Annotated in this window: 21 protein-coding genes and 1 pseudogene; 13 read left to right on the top strand and 9 right to left on the bottom strand. The window is 59.7% G+C overall.

All coding sequences use genetic code 11. From position 1 onward, the window contains the following. Window positions 1-13 precede the first annotated feature (13 nt). Together MA884_RS01105 and arsB are read right to left on the bottom strand one after the other, a co-directional pair. Window positions 14-361 carry a helix-turn-helix transcriptional regulator gene (locus MA884_RS01105; RefSeq protein WP_256228551.1) on the bottom strand — a complete coding sequence of 116 codons (348 nt, stop codon included), beginning with the start codon at window positions 359-361 and terminating at the stop codon, window positions 14-16. Window positions 362-471: 110 nt separating this feature from the next. After that, entirely contained in the window at window positions 472-1,530 is a 1,059-nt protein-coding gene (gene arsB, locus MA884_RS01100; protein ID WP_256228550.1) for an ACR3 family arsenite efflux transporter, read from the bottom strand. A 287-nt stretch (window positions 1,531-1,817) separates the two neighbouring features. Between arsB and MA884_RS01095 the strand changes: the two genes are divergently transcribed. The 12 genes and pseudogenes from MA884_RS01095 to MA884_RS01040 all read left to right on the top strand — a co-directional run bounded on the left by MA884_RS01095 (window position 1,818) and on the right by MA884_RS01040 (window position 12,136). After that, on the top strand, window positions 1,818-2,189 hold the full coding sequence (locus MA884_RS01095) for a metalloregulator ArsR/SmtB family transcription factor (protein WP_256228549.1): 372 nt from the start codon (window positions 1,818-1,820) through the stop codon (window positions 2,187-2,189). A gap of 27 nt (window positions 2,190-2,216) precedes the next feature. Further along, window positions 2,217-2,687, top strand: coding sequence for an arsenate reductase ArsC (locus MA884_RS01090; RefSeq protein WP_256228548.1), 471 nt, complete (start codon window positions 2,217-2,219; stop codon window positions 2,685-2,687). A gap of 58 nt (window positions 2,688-2,745) precedes the next feature. Further along, window positions 2,746-3,462 (top strand): arsenical resistance protein ArsH, encoded by a 717-nt coding sequence (gene arsH, locus MA884_RS01085; RefSeq protein WP_256228547.1) that lies wholly within the window; start codon window positions 2,746-2,748, stop codon window positions 3,460-3,462. Window positions 3,463-3,529: 67 nt separating this feature from the next. Next, a complete protein-coding gene (locus MA884_RS01080; protein ID WP_256228546.1) occupies window positions 3,530-4,534 on the top strand; it encodes an ArsJ-associated glyceraldehyde-3-phosphate dehydrogenase in 1,005 nt (334 codons plus the stop codon). A gap of 9 nt (window positions 4,535-4,543) precedes the next feature. Beyond that, on the top strand, window positions 4,544-5,773 hold the full coding sequence (gene arsJ, locus MA884_RS01075; protein ID WP_256228545.1) for an organoarsenical effux MFS transporter ArsJ: 1,230 nt from the start codon (window positions 4,544-4,546) through the stop codon (window positions 5,771-5,773). A 69-nt stretch (window positions 5,774-5,842) separates the two neighbouring features. Continuing rightward, window positions 5,843-6,520 (top strand): thermostable hemolysin, encoded by a 678-nt coding sequence (locus MA884_RS01070; RefSeq protein WP_256228543.1) that lies wholly within the window; start codon window positions 5,843-5,845, stop codon window positions 6,518-6,520. Beyond that, window positions 6,510-7,991 (top strand): AMP-binding protein, encoded by a 1,482-nt coding sequence (locus MA884_RS01065; RefSeq protein ID WP_256228542.1) that lies wholly within the window; start codon window positions 6,510-6,512, stop codon window positions 7,989-7,991. The genes MA884_RS01070 and MA884_RS01065 overlap by 11 nt, the downstream gene beginning before the upstream one ends. Then, complete coding sequence (locus MA884_RS01060; protein WP_256228541.1) at window positions 7,988-8,662, top strand: TenA family transcriptional regulator; 675 nt, start codon at window positions 7,988-7,990, stop codon at window positions 8,660-8,662. The genes MA884_RS01065 and MA884_RS01060 overlap by 4 nt, the downstream gene beginning before the upstream one ends. Further along, window positions 8,649-9,457, top strand: a pseudogene (locus MA884_RS01055) (SDR family oxidoreductase). Before MA884_RS01060 ends, MA884_RS01055 begins: the two are co-directional and overlap by 14 nt. Then, a complete protein-coding gene (locus MA884_RS01050) occupies window positions 9,454-10,098 on the top strand; it encodes a tetratricopeptide repeat protein (protein WP_256228540.1) in 645 nt (214 codons plus the stop codon). Before MA884_RS01055 ends, MA884_RS01050 begins: the two are co-directional and overlap by 4 nt. Window positions 10,099-10,109: 11 nt before the next feature. Further along, complete coding sequence (locus MA884_RS01045) at window positions 10,110-10,772, top strand: response regulator (RefSeq protein WP_047225655.1); 663 nt, start codon at window positions 10,110-10,112, stop codon at window positions 10,770-10,772. Then, complete coding sequence (locus MA884_RS01040) at window positions 10,769-12,136, top strand: ATP-binding protein (protein WP_256228539.1); 1,368 nt, start codon at window positions 10,769-10,771, stop codon at window positions 12,134-12,136. Before MA884_RS01045 ends, MA884_RS01040 begins: the two co-directional genes overlap by 4 nt. An 84-nt stretch (window positions 12,137-12,220) precedes the next feature. Here MA884_RS01040 and MA884_RS01035 read toward each other — a convergent pair whose 3' ends face one another. From MA884_RS01035 to MA884_RS01015, 5 genes are read right to left on the bottom strand one after another with little or no spacing between them, the layout of a single operon-like run. After that, window positions 12,221-12,640, bottom strand: a complete 420-nt coding sequence (locus MA884_RS01035; protein ID WP_256228538.1) for a DUF6691 family protein — start codon at window positions 12,638-12,640, stop codon at window positions 12,221-12,223. 2 nt (window positions 12,641-12,642) lie between these two features. Further along, entirely contained in the window at window positions 12,643-13,077 is a 435-nt protein-coding gene (locus MA884_RS01030) for a YeeE/YedE family protein (protein WP_256228537.1), read from the bottom strand. 43 nt (window positions 13,078-13,120) lie between these two features. Continuing rightward, window positions 13,121-13,924 carry a sulfite exporter TauE/SafE family protein gene (locus MA884_RS01025; RefSeq protein WP_256228535.1) on the bottom strand — a complete coding sequence of 268 codons (804 nt, stop codon included), beginning with the start codon at window positions 13,922-13,924 and terminating at the stop codon, window positions 13,121-13,123. Window positions 13,925-13,952: 28 nt separating this feature from the next. After that, window positions 13,953-15,623 (bottom strand): bifunctional protein tyrosine phosphatase family protein/NAD(P)/FAD-dependent oxidoreductase, encoded by a 1,671-nt coding sequence (locus MA884_RS01020; protein WP_256228534.1) that lies wholly within the window; start codon window positions 15,621-15,623, stop codon window positions 13,953-13,955. 41 nt (window positions 15,624-15,664) lie between these two features. Further along, window positions 15,665-16,543 carry an MBL fold metallo-hydrolase gene (locus tag MA884_RS01015; protein ID WP_256228532.1) on the bottom strand — a complete coding sequence of 293 codons (879 nt, stop codon included), beginning with the start codon at window positions 16,541-16,543 and terminating at the stop codon, window positions 15,665-15,667. Window positions 16,544-16,768: 225 nt separating this feature from the next. Here MA884_RS01015 and MA884_RS01010 point away from each other — a divergent pair, with 225 nt between their 5' ends. Continuing rightward, entirely contained in the window at window positions 16,769-18,094 is a 1,326-nt protein-coding gene (locus tag MA884_RS01010) for a sigma-54-dependent Fis family transcriptional regulator (protein ID WP_256228531.1), read from the top strand. Between the two features lie 109 nt (window positions 18,095-18,203). Here the strand turns inward: MA884_RS01010 and MA884_RS01005 are convergent, their stop codons facing one another. Both MA884_RS01005 and MA884_RS01000 read right to left on the bottom strand, forming a co-directional pair. Next, the gene (locus tag MA884_RS01005) at window positions 18,204-18,638 is read right to left on the bottom strand and encodes a universal stress protein (protein WP_256228530.1); all 435 of its coding nucleotides are present in this window, start codon (window positions 18,636-18,638) and stop codon (window positions 18,204-18,206) included. A 61-nt stretch (window positions 18,639-18,699) separates the two neighbouring features. Further along, a complete protein-coding gene (locus tag MA884_RS01000; protein ID WP_256228529.1) occupies window positions 18,700-21,477 on the bottom strand; it encodes a cation-transporting P-type ATPase in 2,778 nt (925 codons plus the stop codon). Between the last annotated feature and the right edge of the window lie 9 nt (window positions 21,478-21,486).

Below are 21,486 nucleotides of genomic sequence, written 5' to 3'. Positions count from 1 at the left end.
TGGATAAATAAAATCAGTTCGATCTATCAGGGCAGCATAAGGCGGTGATGCTTTTGGTGTGGCGCAGGATGTCTTCCAGGCGCTGGATAATGGCTGGGCCATCCACCTCGTAGAACACCTGCCGGCCAACCTTCGAGGCACGAACGATGCCGGCATCAAGCAATACCTGGAGGTGACGGGAGACTACCGAGCGTTCTTGCGGCAACTGAGCCGCAATTTCGGTGACATCCGCTCGGGTCAACTGCATGACGCGCTTCAGCACCGCGACTCGCGCTGGTTCGCACAGGGCTTTGAAGAAGGCGCCATCAAGTGATTCGATGGCGGCCTCGATGGCTTGGGTTCGGGTTATCGGTGATGTCATGCAGGGACTATATGTGCGCAAGCGTGCACATGTAAAGCGTCGATCAATACCCTCTTAAACAAGAGGATGTTCTTCTGAAACAGCGGCTGATGAGGCGGTTGGCGTCATTTCTACGCTTCATTCGGGAACCAGCCCTGGGTCCGGTTGGCAAAGGCCACCAGTGACAGCATCACCGGTACTTCTACCAGCACCCCGACCACGGTGACCAGGGCCGCCCCGGAGTTAAGGCCGAACAAACCAATCGCCACCGCCACCGCCAGCTCGAAGAAATTCGAGGTGCCGATCAGGGCGCAGGGCGCCGCCACGTTAAAGGGGACTTTCCATAGCCGCGCTGCCGCGTAAGCAATGGCGAAAATGCCGTAGGACTGGATCAGCAAGGGCACGGCAATCAAACCAATCAGCAACGGTTTATCCAGAATGATCTGCCCCTGGAATCCGAAGAGCAGCACCACGGTGCCCAGCAGGCCGAGTATCGACAGGGGTTTTACCCGAGCGTTGAAGCGCGTGACCGCATACTCGGCCTCGCCGGCGTTTTGCACCGACGCGCTGAGCTTCAGCCGGGTGAGTACCCCGGCAATCAGCGGGATCAACACATACAGCCCGACCGAGAGGATCAGGGTTGCCCAAGGCACCTCAATATCGGTCACGCCAAGCAACAGTGCGACCAGCGGCGCGAAGGCGAAGATCATGATCACGTCATTCAGCGCCACCTGCGCCAGGGTGTAGGTGGCGTCGCCACGTGTCAGCTGCGACCAGACGAACACCATGGCGGTACACGGCGCGGCACCGAGCAGGATCAGACCGGCGATGTACTGGCCTGCATCGCGGGGATCGATCAGGTCGATAAAGAAATAGTGAAAGAACAACACCCCCAGCCCGGCCATGGTGAACGGTTTGATCAACCAGTTGACCACCAAAGTGATGATCAGCCCCTTGGGCCGTTCGTGAATGCGCTTGAGGCTGGAGAAGTCTACCGACACCATCATCGGATAGACCATCAGCCAGATCAGGACCGCGACAATGAAATTGACCGAACCGTATTCATAATCGGCCATGGTCTGGAACAGCCGTGGGAACAGACTGCCCAGACCAATGCCAGCGGCGATACAAAGGGCGACCCAAACGGACAGGTAGCGTTCGAAAAAGCCGATGGGCTGGCGGGTGCTCATAGTCAAACCTCTTCTCTGTGCGTCAGCGCGCGCAGGTTGTGGATGCAGAATCGTATATAGGAAAAACCAGATATTTCTAAACTCGGTGCGATCTTGTTTAGAGATTATCCCCCTAGAGGATTCTATCTCGGTCTGAGTGTAGACGCCGCTTGGCAGGGAAAAATAAACAGTGGAGGCTTTACCTTATATTCGGATGGTCATATATTCGGTTTTCCGTATATTTTGATGAGGCTTCATGACTGCCTCAAGATGTTTGCCCTGGTGAAAACCAAACACTGAGAACTGAAATGGCTGACCATCTGACCCCGACCACTGTTTTCAAATGCCTGGCTGACGACAACCGTGTACGCATGATGCTGCTGATCACCCGAGAGGGGGAGCTGTGCGTCTGCGAGCTGACCTGTGCGTTGAACGAGAGTCAGCCCAAAGTCTCCAGGCACTTGGCGCAGTTGCGCACCTGCGGTTTGCTGTCGGACCGTCGGCAAGGTCAATGGGTTTACTACCGCCTGCACCCTAATCTTCCTGACTGGGTGCTTCAGGTGCTGACCGTGGTACTCGAAACCAACAAGCACTGGTTAAGCCCTGATGCCAAGCGCCTGGATGAAATGGCTGGCCGTCCTGACCGGGCAATTGCTTGTTGTGAAAGCAAGACCGCCTGACTTTGCCCTCGACTACGAGATCGTCTGATGAAAATCCTGTTTCTCTGCACCGCCAATAGCTGCCGCAGCATTCTCTGTGAAGCGGTCTTCAACCATTTGGCGCCTGAAGGGATGAAGGCCTACAGCGCCGGCAGCCAGCCCAAGGGCGAGGTGCATCCGCTCAGTCTGAGGACACTGGAACAAGCAGGTATTTGCACCGATGGCCTGTTCAGCAAGGCCTGTGATGCCCATGAAAAACTGGCCCCCGACTTTGTCATTACGGTGTGCGATAAAGCAGCGGGCGAAGCCTGCCCAGTATTTTTCGGCCCAGCGGTAAAAGGCCACTGGGGCCTGGCTGATCCCTCGGAGTACCACGGAACGCACGCTGAGATCGAGGCTGCATTTGAAGCCACGCTGGAGCAGATCAAAACGCGCCTTGAAGCCTTCCTGGCATTGCCGCTGCCCCAAATGAATGCTGAACAGCTCAAGGCCGAGCTAGCCCTGATCGGCACGCTGTAACCACTTGAACGACACGGGTTCGATGATTTCCAGAATATCGTTACACAGGACAAAGACTATGTTTGATGACTCTATTCCCCAGCTCGAAATCGAACTGGCTGATCTTCCATCGACCGACAAACTCGGTATCGAAACGACTTCCAGTCACAAACCACGCATTGTGCTGTTGTATGGATCGACCCGAGAGCGCTCCTTCAGTCGTCTGTTGGTAGAGGAGGCCGCCCGGCTGTTGGAGCACTTTGGCGCCGAAGCGCGGATTTTCAATCCGTCAGGTCTGCCGCTGCCGGATGACGCGCCGGTCGATCATCCCCAGGTTCAGGAACTGCGTGAGCTGATGCAGTGGTCCGAAGGCCAGGTCTGGTGCTCGCCGGAACGCCACGGGTCCATGAGCGCGGTGTTCAAGGCGCAGATTGATTGGGTGCCGCTGGCCATGGGCGCGGTACGCCCGACCCAGGGCAAAACCCTCGCTGTCATGCAAGTGTGCGGTGGCTCGCAGTCGTTCAATGTGGTCAATCAACTGCGGGTGCTGGGACGCTGGATGCGCATGTTCACCATTCCCAACCAATCCTCCGTGCCGAAGGCCTATATGGAGTTTGACGACAACGGACGGATGAAGCCTTCGCCGTTCTATGACCGCGTGGTGGATGTGATGGAGGAATTGGTGAAGTTCACGCTGTTGCTTCGCGACCGCCAGGACTATCTGGTCGACCGCTATTCCGAGCGCAAGGAGTCGGCGCAGGAATTGATGAAACGGGTCAATCAGCGCTCCATCTGAGTCAAGCCCATCGCCTGGTTCGACCGGCAATCGAACTCCACAGACACCAGCCACAGAGCACAACAACATGACGATCAAAGTGGGCATCAACGGTTTTGGACGCATCGGTCGCCTGGCATTGCGGGCCGCCTGGCGCTGGCCAGAGTTCGAATTCGTGCAGATCAACGACCCGGCGGGTGACGCCGCGACCCATGCGCATCTGTTGAACTTCGATTCGGTGCATGGTCGCTGGAATGCAGACGCTGGCTCCGAGGGCGACAACATCGTCATCGACGGCAAGCGGATCAAGGTCACGGCCAATAAAGCAATTGCCGATACAGATTGGTCGGGCTGTGATCTGGTAATCGAAGCCAGCGGAAAAATGAAGACGGTAGCCGTGCTTCAGGGCTATCTCGACCAGGGCGTGAAGCGTGTGGTGGTCAGCGCTCCGGTGAAGGAGAAGGGCGCATTGAACGTCGTCATGGGCGTCAATCATCAGCTGTTCAAACCGGCTGAGCATCCTATCGTCACCGCCGCTTCGTGCACCACCAACTGCCTGGCGCCGGTGGTGAAAGTCATTCACGAGAAGCTCGGCATTCGCCACGGTTCGATCACGACCATTCACGACTTGACCAACACCCAGAGCATCCTCGATCAACCCCACAAGGACCTGCGCCGTGCGCGGGCTTCGGGCATGAGCCTGATTCCCACCAGCACCGGCTCGGCCACGGCCATCGCGGAAATTTTCCCGGAGCTGCGCGGGCGCCTGAATGGTCACGCCGTGCGCGTGCCACTGGCCAACGCTTCGCTGACCGATTGCGTCTTCGAAGTCGAGCGAGCCACTACCGTCGAAGAGGTGAATCAGTTCCTCAAGGACGCTTCCGAGAACGAACTCAAAGACATCCTCGGTTTTGAGGAGCGCCCATTGGTGTCCATCGATTACCGAACCGACCCGCGCTCGTCGATCATTGATGCGCTGTCGACCATGGTCATCAATGACACCCAGGTCAAACTCTACGCCTGGTACGACAATGAATGGGGCTATGCCAACCGTACCGTGGAGCTGGCCCGGATGGTCGGTGGGGCAGTCTGAGGAGCGGTCATGAAAGCGTTGTCAGCCCTCGCTCCGCCAGTGCGGCAGTACCTGCTCGTCACCGGCAATTACTGGGCCTTCACCCTCACCGATGGCGCCTTGCGGATGTTGGTGGTGCTGCATTTTCATGCCTTGGGCTACAGCCCGCTGCAAATCGCCGCGTTGTTTTTGTTCTACGAAATCTTTGGCGTGATCACCAACCTGGTGGGCGGCTACCTCGGTGCCCGGCTAGGTCTGAACCGAACCATGAATATCGGCCTGGGGATGCAGGTCGTGGCGCTGTTGATGCTCACAGTTCCCTTGGCCTGGTTGACCATCCCTTGGGTGATGGGCGCTCAGGCGCTGTCCGGGATCGCCAAAGACCTGAACAAGATGAGCGCGAAAAGCTCGATCAAGCTGCTGGTTCCCGATGGTCAACAGGGGCAACTGTACAAATGGGTGGCGATTCTCACCGGCTCCAAGAATGCCCTCAAGGGCGTTGGTTTCTTCCTGGGGGGCGCCTTGCTGGCCCTCATCGGTTTCAAAGGTGCGCTGCTGGCGATGGCCGGCGCACTGGGGTTGATCTGGATCGCCAGCCTGATCCTGTTGAAAAAGGATCTGGGTAAAGCGAAAGCCAAACCCAGGTTCCGTGACATCCTGTCCAAGAGCCGGGCGATCAACATTCTGTCGGCGGCACGCATGTTCCTGTTCGGTGCCCGCGACGTCTGGTTCGTGGTGGCCCTGCCGGTTTACCTGAGCAGCGTTTTCGGCTGGGACTTCTGGAAGGTCGGCGGTTTCCTCGCGGCCTGGGTGATCGGCTACGGCATCGTGCAGTCTTTGGCGCCCAACATTACTGGCAAGAAACGTGGGCACGTGCCGGATGGTCGTGCGGCGTTTCTGTGGGCAATAGCATTGGCAGGCCTGCCCGCGGCCATTGCGCTAGGGCTCGACAGCGGGTTGGCACCCCAGACGGTGCTGCTGGGTGGGCTCATGGTCTTTGGTGCGCTGTTCGCGGTGAACTCTTCGTTGCACAGCTACTTGATCGTGTCTTACGCCAAGGAAGACGGCGTGTCGCTGGACGTGGGTTTTTACTACATGTCCAACGCCATGGGGCGGCTGATCGGAACGGTGCTTTCTGGCTGGGTTTATCAAGTGTACGGGCTGCAGGCGTGCTTATGGATATCCAGCGCATTCGTGCTGCTCGCCGCTTTGATTTCCATTGGATTGCCTCGTCACGCCAATCCGGCAGTCGATCTTTAACCACCTTCAGACTTCGTTAAGAAACGGCCTAGATACTTTCTCCCAATACCCAAGGGAGAACGTTGACCCATGCCCGATTCTGACTGGAACATCCATCTACCGCTGGCGTTCGGCACTGCCGGTCAGCCGGTTCGCCACTTGCATCGGGCTCTGCCGGGAGAGCCCCGTCGGGATGAGTTCGAAGCCTTCATCCACCAGCGTTTTCGCCAGGCCCACGGCGCCGAGATTCGTCACTTCATGCCTGAACTGTTCGGGCTCGATGATGCCGGGGGCAGGCTTTGCGCCGTGGCTGGGGTGCGTCTGGCCGCGCAGGGGGCGCTGTTTCTCGAACGTTACCTGGACGATCCCATCGAGCCTTTGATCAAGGCCGACGCAGACTGCGCAGTGGAACGCGCCGGGATCGTCGAAGTCGGCAATCTGGCCGCCAGCGACACCGGCAGCGCTCGCCTGAGCATTATCGCGATCACCTATCTGTTGGCGATGGGCGGGCTGGAATGGGTGGCGTTCACCGGCAATAGCGGCCTGGTCAACAGTTTCCATCGCCTTGGCCTCAAGCCTGTGACGCTATGCCCGGCTGATCCGCAGCGCCTGGGGGAAGACCGTCACCTTTGGGGCCGTTACTACGAGAGTCAGCCATGGGTTCATGTCGGCAACATCCGCGCCGGCTTCGTTCATCTGCGCGATGCCGGTCTGTTCGACCGCCTGGGTTTTTCACAGACCTATGGGGAGGCGTGCCATGTTGCCTGAAGTGGAGCGCTTCAAACTCACCCTGCGTGAGCATGCCCAACGCAAGGGTTACGCCGTGGCGCTGTGGGGCGATAACTTACGGCTGGACTACGCCACGCTTTATTCCGAAGTGGTGTACCGCCAGCAACGCCTGCGCGATGAACAGATAAAGGTTGTTGCCCTGGCGCTGGATAACGGTGTCGAAGCCATGCTTTGGGACCTGGCTGCTTTGTTTGAAGGTTTGAGCTGCGTGATCCTGCCGGGTTTTTTCAGTCCGGCTCAACGCTTGCATTGTCTTGAGCAGAGCCAGGCTCAGCGGGTGATTGCCGAGCCGGAACTGGCAGCCGAACTCCAGGCCGCCGGTTACCGCTACAGCGGCGAGTTCTGGCAGAAAGATTTCGCCGGACCGAGCCGCTTGCCAGCGGGCACCGCCAAGCTGACGTTTACCTCTGGCACCACCGGCACGCCAAAAGGTGTCTGCCTGAGTGCCGACAGTCTGCTGCGGGTCGCCCGTGAGCTGGAGCAGGCCAGCCGGCCGGTCAACGCAAGGCATCATCTGGCGCTGCTGCCCCTGGCGGTCCTTCTGGAGAACCTCGGTTGCTACGCGGCGCTGTATGCCGGTGCGATGCTCAGCCTGCCTGGCCCGAAGACCCTCGGCATTCAGGGCGCCAGTGGCGCCGACCCGGCGCGCCTGTTGGCGTGCCTGACCGAGCGCCGGGCGCAGAGTCTGATTCTGGTTCCTCAACTATTGCTGATGCTGGTCACGGCCGCCGAGCAGAAAGCGTTCTACCCGCACGCTTTGCGGTTCGCCGCGGTGGGCGGTGCGCGGGTATCCCATGATCTTTTGCAGCGAGCCCAGCGTGCTGGCGTGCCGGTATTTGAAGGCTACGGGCTGTCGGAATGCGCGTCGGTGGTGTGTCTCAACCGACCGGAGGCCAACCGCGCCGGCAGTGTCGGTCAGCCGTTGCCCCATGTGCAGGTTCGTCTGGCCGAAGACGGCGAAGTCATGATCAAGGGCTCGACCTTGCTCGGATATCTGGGGGAGCCCCTGCCTACCAGCGAATGGTGGCCCAGCGGCGACTTGGGGGAATTCGACGCTGACGGGTTCCTGTACCTGCGCGGCCGCAAGAAGCACCAATTCGTCACCAGCTTCGGTCGCAACGTGAATCCCGAATGGGTCGAAGCCGAACTCACCCAGGGCGGCACCATCGCCCAGGCCTTCGTTTATGGCGAAGCGTTGCCGCACAACCATGCATTGCTGTGGCCCACCTGCGCTGACTGCTCTGATCAAGCGTTGGAGCTGGCGGTGAGCAAGGCCAACGAGACGCTGCCCGATTACGCTCGGGTCCATCACTGGACGCGACTGGCGCACCCCTTCACCGCAGCCAACGGCATGCTCACCGCCAACGGCCGCCCGCGCCGCGAAGCGATTGTCGAGCATTACCGCGGGTTGTTCACCGAATCCGTTCTGTCTGAGGAATATCCGTCATGAGTTTTTTCGACACTTTGCAAGAAGCCACCCATCAGCAACGCCAGACGCTGTTTAACCTGCCGGTCATCCGTGACGCTCTCGATGGCCAGGTCAGCCTGGCCAGTTATCGGGAGTTTCTGATCCAGGCCTACTACCATGTGCGCCACACCGTGCCGTTGATGATGGCTTGCGGTGCACGCCTGCCAGCGCACCTGGAATGGCTGCGCAAGGCCGTGTGCGAGTACATCGACGAGGAATACGGTCACGAGCAATGGGTGCTGGATGACATCGCCGTGTGTGGGGGCGACAAGGATGCGGTACGCAATGGTCAGCCGTCGCTGCCTATCGAGCTGATGGTCAGTTACCTGTATGACCTGATCGCCCGGGGCAACCCGGTGGGGCTGTTCGGCATGGTCAATGTGCTCGAGGGCACCAGTATCGCGCTGGCGACCCATGCCGCCGACGCCATTCGTGAACAGCTGGAACTGCCGCCCACCGCTTTCAGCTACCTCAGTTCCCACGGCTCGCTGGATATCGAGCACATGCAGACCTATCGCAGCCTGATGAACAAGCTGGACGACCCTGCCGACCAGGCGGCGGTGATCCACGCATCCAAAGTGGTGTACACGCTCTACACCGAGATGTTCCGGGGCCTGCCCCGTGACGAGGGGCAACAACATGCGCCTGTGTGACGCCCGGATCGTCTTGACCGGTGCCAGTGGCGGAATTGGCCTGGCCATCGCCCAAGCCCTATGCGCCAGTGGCGCTCGGGTGCTGGCCGTGGCCAGGCATCGCGAAGCGCTGGAACCATTGATCGAGCGCTACCCGCAGCAGTTGTACTGGTTGGCGCAGACCTGACTGTGCCAGGTGATCGGCGCAAGGTGCTGGTCTCAGCCGAGGCCCTGGGCGGCATCAACCTGCTGATCAATGCCGCCGGTGTTAACCACTTTGCCATGCTCGAACAACTCGATGACAGTGAGATCGATGCCATGCTGGCGCTGAACATCAGCGCGCCGATCTGTCTGAGCAAACTGTTGCTGCCACTGCTCAAACAGGCCGACAGCGCCATGGTGGTGAATGTCGGGTCGACCTACGGCTCGATCGGCTACCCAGGCTACGCCAGTTACTGCGCCAGCAAGTTCGCCCTGCGCGGGTTCTCCGAAGCACTGCGCCGGGAGTTGGCGGACACCCGTGTCGGCGTGCTCTATGTGGCGCCCCGGGCCACGCGTACGTCGATGAACAGCCCGGCCGCCCAAGCACTCAACCAGGCGCTCAAGGCCAACGTCGATGACCCGCACGCGGTGGCGTCGGCGGTCATACACGCCATTACCGGCGACCGCCGCGAGCTGTATCTGGGCTGGCCCGAACGTTTTTTCGTCGGCCTCAACAGCCTGCTGCCCAACCTGGTGGATCGTGGCCTGCGCAAGCAACTGCCACTGGTTCGCCGTCTAAGCGATAAACCCGAGAACGAGCACCTCAAACCATGAAAAAAATTCTGATCTGTTTGCTGTTCGGCGCCCTGGCTCAAAGTGCCTGGGCCTTGGATGACGCCGACCAGCAGCGTCTCACGGGTATCCAGCAAAGCTGGGCGCATATCCAATATGACCTGCCAGAGGGGCAGCGTGCCGATGCCTTTGAAAAACTCGCTGCCCAGGCTTCGGCGTTCAAACAGCAACGCCAATCAGTGGCCGAGGCCTGGATCTGGTCGGGCATTGTCAAAAGCAGTTGGGCAGGGGCCGCAGGCGGGCTCGGTGCGCTGGGCAAGGTCAAGGACGCCAAGGCCGACCTGGAACAGGCCCTGGCTCTGGATCCAAAAGCCTTGCAAGGCTCGGCCTACACCAGTCTCGGCGCACTCTATGACCGGGTTCCCGGCTGGCCCCTGGGGTTTGGCGACTCGGACAAGGCCGAGCAATTACTCCAGCAGGCGTTGCAACTGAACCCGAGCGGCATTGACAGTCTGTACTTCTGGGGCGATCACCTCTACCGTCAGAAGCGCTACGCTGAGGCCCGGATTGCCCTGCAAAAGGCCCTGCAGGCAGCGCCACGGCCGGGCCGGGAAACCGCCGATGCCGGACGCCGTAAAGAGATCGAAGCGCTGCTGGTGGATGTGAACAAAAAACTTGGCTGAGGGGAGTGTGCGTGCGCTTATTACTGATCGAGGATGACGTGGCCCTGGGCGAGGGCATCCATCAGGCCCTGAGCCGCGAAGGCTATACCGTTGACTGGTTGAAGGACGGGAGCAGCGCCTTGCACGCACTGCTCAGTGAAACCTTTGACCTGGCTGTGCTTGACCTGGGCCTGCCACGGATGGACGGCCTGCAGGTGTTGCGTCGCTTGCGTGACAGCGGTTCCAACCTGCCGGTGCTGATCCTCACCGCCCGAGATGCTACCGAAGATCGCATCGCCGGGCTTGATGCCGGGGCCGACGACTACCTGATCAAACCCTTCGATCTGGCGGAGCTCAAGGCCCGGTTGCGGGCCTTGTTGCGCCGCAGCGCCGGTCGCGCCCAGGCGCTGATCGAGCACGCCGGCATCAGCCTCAATCCGGGCACCCAGCAGGTCAGCTATCAGGGCAACCCGGTGGCGTTGACGCCCAAGGAGTACCAGTTGCTCCATGAGTTGTTGTCGCCGCCGGGCCGGGTCATGACGCGCGATCACCTGATGCAATTGCTTTACGGCTGGAACGAGGAGGCCGAGAGCAACACCCTGGAAGTGCATATTCACCACCTGCGCAAGAAATTTTCCACCGACTTGATCCGTACCATTCGTGGCGTCGGGTATCTGGTGGAGGAGCGCCGATGACTTCGATCCGGCGTCGCACCCTCACGCTGATCCTGGGGCTTTTGTTCGTTGGCCTGCTGATCATCACTGTGTTCAATCTGCATGACAGCAACCACGAAATCGCTGAAGTCTACGATGCTCAATTGGCCCAGAACGCCCGGCTGTTGCAGGGTGTGATGCGCATGCCCATGGCCACCCAGGAACATGCGCAGTTGTATCAGGCTTTCAATTCGGCATTGGCGTCGGCGGTTCCCAAAGTCGATGGTCATCCCTATGAAAGCAAAATTGCCTTCCAGGTCTGGGATTCAAACGGTGCGTTGCTGGTTCACACCTCTAGCGCACCGACGTTCAGCGCACCGCCGACTGCTCCAGGCTTTAGCGACGTGATAGACCAAAAGGACCAGACATGGCGGGCGTTCGTATTGGACGACGCGCAATATGGCCTGAAGATCTGGGTAGGAGAGCGTGACGATGTGCGGGCCGATCTGGTCGATCGTATTGTCCGTCACACGGTTGTGCCCAATCTGATCGGCAGCCTGATTCTTGCCGCCGTGATCTGGTTGGCCATCGGCTGGGGGCTCAAGCCTCTGGTCGACATGGCCGCCAAGTTGCGCGCGCGGCATCCGGGCTCACTGGAGCCTCTGCAGTTGGTGCCGCTGCCCAGCGAACTGGAGCCGATGCAAGCGGCACTCAATCGGGTATTGGCGCAGATTCAGGAGTTGATGGGCCGTGAACGGCGTTTTATTGCCGACGCAGCCCATGAAATGCGAACCCCCCTGGCGGTGCTCAGGGTTCATGCACAGAACCTGATGGAGGCGGGGAATGAGCAGAATCGTCGTGAGTCCCTGCAACACCTGATCGTCGGGGTGGATCGCACCACGCGCCTGGTCAATCAATTGCTCACCATGGCACGTCTTGAACCGCAAGCCGGCGTGCCTGTGCCCGCCGTTATCGATCTGCCCGCCACAGTGCGTGAAAGTCTGGTTCAGATGACCCCCTGGTTGCTCAGCAAGGGACTGGAGCTGGTCCTGGACGTCAGTGATGACATTGGCCCGGTGAGGATTGATCCGGTGTCCATCGATATTGCCTTGAACAACCTGATGACCAATGCGGCCAACTTTTCTCCCCCCAATGGCTTGATCACGGTGCGGCTGGCCAGGAAGGGAGATCATTACGAGCTGGCGGTCGAGGATCAGGGGCCAGGCATAGACGAGGCCGAACGGGACCGGCTTTTCGAACGCTTCTACAGTCGCGGGAACGACCAGGGCGCCGGGTTGGGCTTGACGATCGTGCGGACCATCGCCAATCGGCTTGGCGGGCAGGTCCGGTTGGAGAATCGCCCTGAGGGAGGCTTGCGCGCCACGTTGCAGATGGGCCGCCTTTAACCTGGCTCGGGTCTGATGGTGAACCCTGGATCGACGTGGGAAGGAGAACCTCCAGGACGCGGGTTTGGCTCAAACGTATCTGGCTTAATGGCCACGTTGACGCTCCAGCGCCGTGAACAACAACATGCCAGCCAGCATGGCCGCCATGAATACGATGATTTGCCAATGCCCGGTGAGCAGGATCGCCACGGCGGGCCCCGGACAGATACCGGCTATCCCCCAGCCGATGCCAAACAGCAGGCTGCCGCCGATCAGGCGAGGGTCCAGCTCACGCTTGACCGGTAATTGCATCGGGTTTCCCAGCACCGAACGGGCCTTGCGGCGGGCCCAGGTCAGCGGGCCGATCGCGACAGCAATCGCGGCGAGCATGACCAGCGCCAGGGAGGGGTCCCAGGTACCAGTCACATCCAGGAACGCCAAGACTTTGCTCGGATTGGCCATGCCCGCCAGGAGCAGACCGAAGCCGAACACCAGACCGGCCATGAATGCAGTCAGTTTGAGCATGTTCAACCTCCCAGTACATGACGCAGGACAAAGACCGTGGCGAAACCGCTGAACATGAAACATGCCGTGGCGATCATCGAACGCGGTGACAGGCGCGACAGGCCACATACGCCATGGCCGCTGGTACAGCCCGACCCGTAGCGGGTGCCGATGCCCACCAACAGACCGGCGGCGGTGAGGCCGAGCCAGCCGCTCTGAAACTCAATCTGCGGCAACGCGGTGAACAGGCCCCATACCAGCGGCGCAACGAGCAGTCCCAATAGAAACAGGGCTTTCTCACTCACCCCCTCGCTACCTCGCTGCAGCAGGCTGCCGAGCAAACCGCTGATGCCGGCGATACGTCCATTGGCGACAACGAAAAGGCTGGCAGCCACACCAATCAACGCACCGCCGGCAAGGGATGACCAAGGCGTGAAATTGAGCCAGTCAATGTTCATGAAATTTCTCCGCTACAAACCACGTTGAGACTCCTCCAGGCGATTAAACAAAGGCCTTTACAACCAATGCCAGAGCCACCAACGCGGCCAGAATGGCAAAGCCTTTTTGCAGATACGGCTCTGGCAGCCGGGCGGCGAGCAGGCGCCCGCCGGTCATTCCCAACAGCGCGCCAAGGGTAAAGGGCACGGCAATCGCCCATTGCAAATGACCCGCTGCCGAGCTCGCCAGCACACCGGAAATTGAAATCAGGGCTATGACCGTCAGCGAAGTGGCGAGCACCGACTGGGTGGTCAGATTGGTGTAGCGCTGGAGCGCCGGAACCATGACAAAGCCGCCGCCCACACCCAGCAAACCGGACAGCGCGCCGGCGACCATGCCGGAGACCGCAAGCGCCCATGCGCAGGGGGCGGTCCAATGGAGCTTGCCGCGTTTTTCGTCCAGTACACAGGGCGGGGGTTTGAGCATCGACGTGGTTTTGGAATCGGCGTGCGAGGGCAATGATTTTTGAAAGGCCCGGAAGGCCACGTACAGCAATAGAAGGGCAAACAGGACCGCCAAGGGACGGTTGGGCGTGCGCTGAGCCAGCCAGATCCCCAATGGAGAGCAGATGATCCCCGCGCCTGCGGTCAGCAACGCAGCCTTATAGCGTACGGTGCCGTTTCTAAGGCCCATCACCGCACCCAGGGACGCGGCCAAACCCACCGCCAGCAAGCCGATGGGTCCGGCTTCGGCCATGCTCAGGCCGGCGCCGAAGACCAGCAGGGGAACCGCCAGGATTCCTCCGCCAGCGCCGGTCAGCGCCAGAATCACACCCACGGTGAGGCCGAGCAACAAGACCATGATCATCCCTCTCTCCTTGCCTTGAGGTCTGGTTTCATAGATCCGCCAACTCCGGTTTAGCCAGCCACTCATGTCCCTTGAGCATGCCCTTCCAATACAACGGAGGGAGAATCCGCTCCTTGAGCAGCCAAGCCAGCCTCGATGGCCGGGTACCGTCAATCAGCCAGGACGGGAAACTGGGGGCGACGGTGCCGCCATAGGTGAACTCCGCCAGGACGATCTTGCCCCGTTCGACTGTCAGCGGGCAGGAGCCGTAACCGTCGTAGTGGGCGTTGCCCTTGGTTTTACCCATGGCCGCCAGCACGTTATGGGCGACCACGGGCGCCTGCTTGCGAGCGGCCGCGGCGGTTTTGGCGTTGCTGGAGTTGGTGGCGTCGCCCAGTGCGTGAATATTCGCCCAGGTTTTATGGCGCAGCGTGTCGGGGTCGACATCAATCCAGCCAGCGGCATCGGCGAGGGGGCTGACACGGATAAAGTCCGGTGCAATCTGTGGGGGCACCACATGCAGCAGGTCGAAGTCGCGTGTGACAAGCTGGCGTGTGCCATCGGGCTTGGCGCAACTGAAGGTGGCGGTTCGCGTGGGGCCGTCAACGCTCGTCAGCGTGCTGCCGAAGTTCAGGTCGATGCCGTAGGCGCGGATGTACTCCATCAGGGCCGGAACATAATCGGGCACGCCGAACAGCACCGCTGCGGCACTGCAGAAATCGATCTTGATGTTGCCGAGTACCCCTTCACGCCGCCAGTGGTCGGCAGAGAGATACATGGCTTTTTGCGGCGCCCCGGCACATTTGATCGGCATGGGTGGTTGCGTGAAAATGGCCCGGCCACTGCGCAGTTGCTGCACGCACTCCCAGGTATAGGGGGCGAGATGATACAGATAGTTTGATGTGACGCCGTTGCGACCCAATGTCTGCGGCAGACCTTCAATGGCATTCCAGTTGAGTTTCAGGCCAGGGCATACGATCAGTTGTTGATACTTGACGACTCTGCACCCATCGAGAATGAGCGCATTTCGCTCGGGTTCAAAAGCGGCCACGGCAGCTTTGATCCAGTGCACACCGCGAGGAATGGTCGAGCCCATCGTGTGGGCGGTCCGGGGGGCATCAAAGACACCGCAACCGACCAACGTCCAGCCTGGCTGGTAATAATGCACATCTGCCGGGTCAATGATGGCGATGTCGAGCCCCGGTTCCCTGGCCAATAAACTGGATGCCGCCGCAATGCCCGCTGCGCCGCCGCCGATAATGACCACGACATGTTCGGCCTCGGCCACTTCGATCGGGGTCTGCCCCTTGTTCGCAATCCGGCGGATAACGCCTTTCATGTCAAACCCGGCATCTTTGGCTGTTTCGACGATCTGCGGCAGTGGCAGCAGGCTCGCTTGTGACAGCGCCCACAGGGTTGTCGAGCGCATGCCCGAGCGGCAATACGCCAACACCGGTTTTGGCAGCGATTCAAATAGCAGGCCGAAGGCAACGCCTTGTTCGTCGGTGACCTTGCCCGATTCCGCGGGAAGATAGTGAGCTTCAATGCCCATCGCCTCAGCCGCGCGCTTGATTTCGGCAAACAAGGGTTGATCGCCGCCTTCGCCGTCCGGGCGATTACAGACAATGGCGCGAAAGCCGGTGTTTTTCAGTTCCGTCAATTGATGGGAAAAAATCTGCTCTGATACCGCTAAGCCTGGCGCAAGGTGGCGGATGTCCATGGTGGTCTCCGTGATGGGATTTTCTTATAGGGGAGGGGACGTCAGAGCACGTTGAGCGGAATCTTCAAATAGCGTGTGCCATTCGATTCAGGCTCGGGGAAGTGTCCTGCGCGCATGTTGATCTGAACCGATGGCAGGATCAGCGTCGGCATTTCCAACGTGCTGTCACGCTTGGTGCGCATGGCCACGAACTCTTCTTCACTGATGCCATTACGCACATGGATATTGTCGGCGCGCTGCTCGGCAACGGTACTGGCGAACAGTACCTCGCGGCCTTCGGGCTGGTAGTCGTGGCACATGTACAGCACCGTATCGGCCGGCAGGCTCAGCACCTTGTTGATGGACCGAAACAGGGTGCGGGCATCGCCGCCTGGAAAATCACAGCGCGCCGTACCGTAGTCGGGCATGAACAGGGTGTCGCCGACAAATGCCACCATTTGCCTGGCGTCGCTGACGACGTACGTCATGCAGGCGGGTGTATGGCCTGGCGTATGCATCGCACGGCATTGCAGCGAGCCGATGGAGAACGTGTATTCATTGACGAACAGTTGATCGAACTGACTTCCATCCTGGGCCATGTCGTCACCGGTATTGAACAGCGTGCCAAAGGCTTGCTGCACGGTGGTGATGCGACTGCCGATGCCGATCTTGCCTCCCAGCTTTTCTTTCAGGTATGGCGCTGCCGTGAGGTGGTCGGCGTGGACATGGGTTTCAAGAATCCACTGAACCTTGGCGTCCAGCTCGGCCACCCTGGCGATCAACCTGTCGGCAGACCGCGTCATGGTGTGGCCGGACTTGGGATCGTAATCCAGTACGCTGTCCACGAGTGCGCAGTGGCGGGTCGCCTGATCAAGCACGATATAACTGACAGTATGAGTATCGGGATCAAAAAATCCTTCGACGTTCAGTGTAGCGGTCATGATCGGTTTCCTTAATCTTGTTGCCGACAGGTTCAACTGACATAGCAATAAGTTTGCCATGGGCCGATTGAGTGAAAATTCCTAAGTATCCCTTTGAATTAACTGTGTTTATTTTCGTAGGTTGGAAGCCGGCTTTTCACGCGCATGAATAAACAACTGCCATTGGCAGTGTTTGTTGGCATAGTGGCAGTGTCACTGCGTCCGGATGAATCCACAGGAACTTCGATGAGCACTATCCTGCCGACCCCGAACAATTCGATCCCCGCACCGGATCAGGTGCAGTCACTGGTTTCGTTTCTCGAGCACGAGCCACAGCCGATGATCGTGCTGGACCCGGACTACAACATTCTGGCGGCGAACACCGCCTATCGGCGCCAGTTCGGCAGTGCCGATAAACCGTTTATTGGTCATAAGTGCTATCGGATTTCCCATCATTACGATGTTCCTTGCGATCAGGCGGGGGAGAACTGCCCGATGAAGAAGGCCAGGGAGATGCGCGGCCCGGATCGGGTCCTGCACATTCACCACACCCCACGCGGGCCTGAACATGTCGACGTGGAACTGCGGCCGATCCTCAATGACCATGGCGACATCACCGCTTATGTGGAGCGCCTTACCCTGGTACGCAGCGCCTCGGCGCGGCCCAGCAACGAGGGCCTGGTGGGCAGCTCACCTGCGTTCAACCGTGCACTGTCTGAACTGCAGCGGGTCGCGCCGTCCATGTTGCCGGTGCTGCTGTTGGGGGAGTCCGGTACGGGGAAGGAGCTGTTTGCGCGCGCGGTCCATGAAACCAGCGAGCGGGCCAACGGGCCCTTTGTGGTGGTGGACTGTTCCGGGTTGACTGAAACGCTGTTCGAGAGCGAACTGTTCGGCCACGAGAAAGGCGCGTTCACCGGTGCCACCCTGCGCAAGCAGGGTCTGGTCGAAACGGCCCAAGGCGGTACGCTGTTTCTTGATGAAATCGGCGACGTTCCCTTGGCCATGCAGGTGAAACTGCTCAGGCTGATTGAGTCGGGCACCTATCGCCGTGTTGGCGGCGTGGAAACCTTGCATGCAGATTTTCGGTTGGTTGCCGCCACCCATAAGCCCTTGGAACAGATGATGGCCCTGGGTGAGTTCAGGCAAGACCTGTACTACCGCATCAGCGTATTTCCCATTCATTTACCGCCTCTGCGCAATCGCGTGGAGGACATCGCGCTGCTGGTGAATTCGTTATTGCAACGTTCCGGTACGGGCAAGCGCCGGCTGACCATCGACGCCGATGCCTTGATGCAACTGCAGCGATACTCCTGGCCGGGCAATATCCGTGAGCTTCGCAATGTGCTGGAAAGAGCTAGCCTGTTTGCCGATGACGGGGTCATTCACTCCGTGCATTTACCCCAGGCCCCCGCTGCGATAGCCCAACGACTGGCTAACCCGGCTGTTTCTGAGGACCACTCGCTGGCCCAGATCCTGTCTGCGTTCAAAGGGACCCGCAGTGAGCTGGCCCGGCACTTGGGTATCAGCGAACGTACTTTGTACCGGCGGTTGAAAGAGCAGGGGTTGGCTTGATCAGCCGCTATGACAGACACCCATGTGTTGGGTGTTATGGACCATGGTCGCCTGGCGACGCTGATGCTCCAGGCCCCCTGATGCGCCATCAACTGCAAGTCTTTTTTGGTTATTTGACCAAGGTAATCGGGATACTGGACAGCTGGATCACTTTGGCCGCGACAGACCCCAGGAAAATTCCTTCCAGGAAGCCATTACCGTGCGAACCCAGGATGATGCTGTCGCATCCCAAGGTTTTGGAACACGCCACGATTCTGCTGGCTGCGTCGCCGTGTAGCGTATGGAAAGTGAACGCGATGCCGTGCTGCCTCAGAAGGGCGATTGCCTTTTGTGCATCCTCGGCACTCTTGCCGTCGTAATAACGATCGAGTTCATCTTTGCTCATGGTTTGCGCGATACGCGTAGGTAAAAATGACTGCACATTCACCAGATGTACCTCCACGCTGCCTCCCAGCAGTCCGCCGTTCTGGATCAGTCCAATGAGGTAATGCACGACACGTTCGGAGTGCTCTGAACCATCGACAGCAACCAATACTTTGTGCATTTTTCCGGATCCTCTTTCAGTAACATTCAGCGGCTGGTCGAACACCTTGCCATCCGCAGCGTCAGGGTGACTTCGGGTCCTGTCCCACTATGAGCGTAGCGCCCTTGGGGTCGGTTAACCGTAGCCGAATCTGTTTTTCAGTTTCGATGATCGCAAAGAGCGCGATGCCCACTGCGATAATCAATAGCCCATCCATAAAGGGAATCGCTTGAGTGGCAAACACCCTTTGCAGGGGCGGCGCGTAGGTGATGGCGAACTGAGCGAAGGTTACCACCGCGACGGTCAGCCACACGACCTTTGTACCTCTGACAGCCTTCCAGGTCAGTGACGTGCCATAAAGATTGCGAATGAAGAACAGGTGGAATATTTCCATCACTACCAATGTGTTGACAGCGATGGTGCGGGCCAACTCCACCGGGTAGCCCCGGTCGAGCGCGTAGGTAAAAATCCCGTAGACGCCGCAAAGAAACAGGATCGAAACCAGCACCATGTGCCAGATCAACGCACCGCTTATCAACGGCTCGTGCCTTGAGCGTGGTGGCCTGCGCATGGTGTTTTCTTCGGTCGGCTCGAACGCCAGGGCGATACCCAGCGTGATCGCGGTAATCAGGTTGATCCACAAGATCTGAATCGGTGTCACCGGCAGGGTGAAGCCAAACAGCAGCGCGACAATGATGGTCATGGTTTCGCCGGCGTTGGTGGGCAACGTCCAGCTCAGCACTTTCTTGATGTTGTCGTAGACGGTCCGGCCTTCACGTACGGCAGCCACGATGGAGGCGAAGTTGTCATCGGCCAGTACCAGGTCCGCCGCCTCTTTTGCCGCTTCACTGCCTTTGTCACCCATGGCGATGCCGGCGTCGGCGCGTTTGAGCGCTGGTGCGTCGTTGACCCCGTCGCCGGTCATGGCCACGGTCATGCCGTTCGACTGCAGCAGCATCACCAGCCGCAGCTTATGTTCGGGGCTGGTGCGGGCGAAGATATTTACCTCTTTGAGCGCCTCTTTGAGCGTGCCGTCGTCCATCGCGTCCAGGTCGACGCCCGTCAGCACCTTGTCAGGATTTTGCAGGCCGATTTGCGCGCCGATGGCGGCGGCGGTGCCGGAGTGATCGCCGGTGATCATTTTCACTGCAATGCCGGCGGCCTGGCATTGCTGGACGGCCTGGATCGTTTCAGGGCGAGGTGGGTCGATCATGCCGGTCATGCCAAGCAGCGTCAGCGAACCCTGCACGTCGCCAAATTCCAACACGACGTGCTCGGACGGCACGGGTCGGCTGGCAAACGCCAGCACGCGCTGACCTTTGCTGGCAATGGTGTTTGCCTGTTGGTGCCAGTAGTCAGGATTGAGCGGCTCCGTGGCGCCGCTACTGCCACGCTGCTGCGCGCACATGGCCAGGATCTGCTCCGGCGCGCCTTTTACATAGATTGAGGCTTGTCGCTCATGGTTGTGATGCAGCGTCGCCATGAAGCGGTGTTTGGCGTCAAACGGAATGGCATCGGTGCGGGGCCAAGTGCGTCGCTCTTCTTCGCCATCGATCCCGGCCTTCACGGAAAACGCCAGCAGTGCGCCTTCCATGGGATCGCCCTCGACCTTCCATGTGGCTTTGTGTTGCTTCAACACCGCGTCATTGCAGAGCGAGGCGGCGCGTCCCAGTTCGGCTAACGTGGGGTGGTTGGAGGTGTCGATCAACTGGTCGGCCAGGTTCATGTTTCCCGACGGTTGATAACCGGCGCCGTCGACCGTGAACGTGAGATCACAGGTGACCACCGACGCGACCATCATTTCGTTGCGGGTGAGGGTGCCGGTCTTGTCCGTGCAGATGACCGAAACCGAGCCCAGGGTTTCGATGGCGGGCAAGCGGCGCACGATGGCGTTGCGATGGGCCATCGCGCGAACCCCGACCGCCAGGGTAATGGTCAGTACGGCGGGCAGTCCTTCGGGTATGGCGGCGACCGACATGCCCACCACCACCATGAAGATCTCGTTGAAGGCGTAATGGCCGACAAAATGACCGTAAACCAGTAACAGAGCGCCCACTAACAGAATCAATATTGTCAGCCAGCGCGCGAAGACGTTCATTTGCTGGACCAATGGCGTGGTCAGTGTCTCGACTTCCGACAACAGATTGCTGATGCGCCCGATCTCTGCGGCAGTTGCGGTCGCGACCACGACCCCGGTGGCCTGCCCACAGGTCACCAGGGTTCCGCTGAAGGCCATGCAGGCACGATCCCCCAGGGCAGCTCCCATGCGCACCGGCTCAACGCGCTTTTCCACGGCGGCGGATTCACCGGTCAGGATGGCTTCCTGAATCTGCAGCCTGTTGGCGTGCAGCAAGCGAAGGTCCGCGGGGACTTTATCGCCGGCCTCCAACAAGACGATATCGCCGGGTACCAGCGCTTCACCCGCGATGCTCAAACGTTCACCGGCACGAATCACGGCGGCGCGGGGCGCGAGCATCTGCCGGATCGCGTCCATGGCTTTTTCCGCTTTGCCTTCCTGGACGTAGCCAATAATGGCGTTAGCCACCACCACCGCCAGGATGACCACCGTATCCCACAGGTGTTGCAGCAACGCGGTGATCACCGCAGAGCCCAGCAGCACATAAATCAGGATGTTGTGGAACTGCAACATAAAACGTAGCCACGCGGGTCGCCGGGCCGATTCCGGCAGGCGATTGAAGCCTGTGCGCGTAAGCCGGGCTTGAACTTCGGTGTCGTTCAGCCCGGTTCGCTCATCGACCTCCAGCCGCGTGAGCACTTGCTGCGCAGGCAGCGTGTACCAAGCCTCGGCATCTGTGGGAATCGGATCCTGCCCGGTTGATGCGTGGCTCGGTCGGTTCATCAGGCAGCT

It is taken from the genome of Pseudomonas sp. Q11 (assembly GCF_024494355.1).
Taxonomy (GTDB): Bacteria; Pseudomonadota; Gammaproteobacteria; order Pseudomonadales; family Pseudomonadaceae; genus Aquipseudomonas; species Aquipseudomonas hefeiensis.
The sequence above is the reverse complement of the archived record's forward strand: the minus strand, read 5'-3'. Positions and strand labels throughout refer to the sequence as shown.